The sequence below is a fragment of the Neobacillus niacini genome, assembly GCF_023715785.1.
Taxonomy (GTDB): Bacteria; Bacillota; Bacilli; order Bacillales; family Cytobacillaceae; genus Neobacillus; species Neobacillus niacini_E.
This window is the reverse complement of the sequence record NZ_JAMBOX010000088.1, coordinates 1-413: the sequence shown is the minus strand read 5'-3', so window position 1 is coordinate 413 and position 413 is coordinate 1. Positions and strand designations below refer to the sequence as shown.

Here is a 413-nt window from a genome sequence, read left to right as displayed (position 1 = left end):
GCTCACCCTGCGCCAGCCGCTGCAGAGTGGTAGCCATCTCCTGCAGAACAGCGCGATTGACGCCGCGACCGCTGAGCGTCAGGGGAGGAATAGCGCCGTCAAACGGCTCCTCGCTAAGGGCGTTCTTCAGCTGAAGTACCGCCTGCGACAGCTGCTGGCGATCGTCACTATCCGCCTCGTCTGCTTGCAGCAGGGCCGCCAGCTGGTAGCAGCGCAAAGTGGCGGCCAGCCGCGAGCGCCAGGCCTGGGGATCGGCGGCGATCTCCGGTGTCGCCCGGCTGGCCTGGGCGAATAGCGACTGCAGCTGATTGAACTGCGCGGCGGTCTCGCCGAAGGTCGGTGGCGCTTCAGCGTCCGGGGCCGCCAGCCGCCGGGCGACCTCGTGCAGCATCCCGGCCAGACGCGCCTTAAAC

1 protein-coding gene is annotated in these 413 nt (G+C 68.5%); it reads right to left on the bottom strand.

From position 1 onward, the window contains the following. A partial coding sequence (locus tag M3234_RS28970; RefSeq protein WP_262307948.1) for a hypothetical protein occupies nucleotides 1-413 on the bottom strand: 413 nt, incomplete at both ends.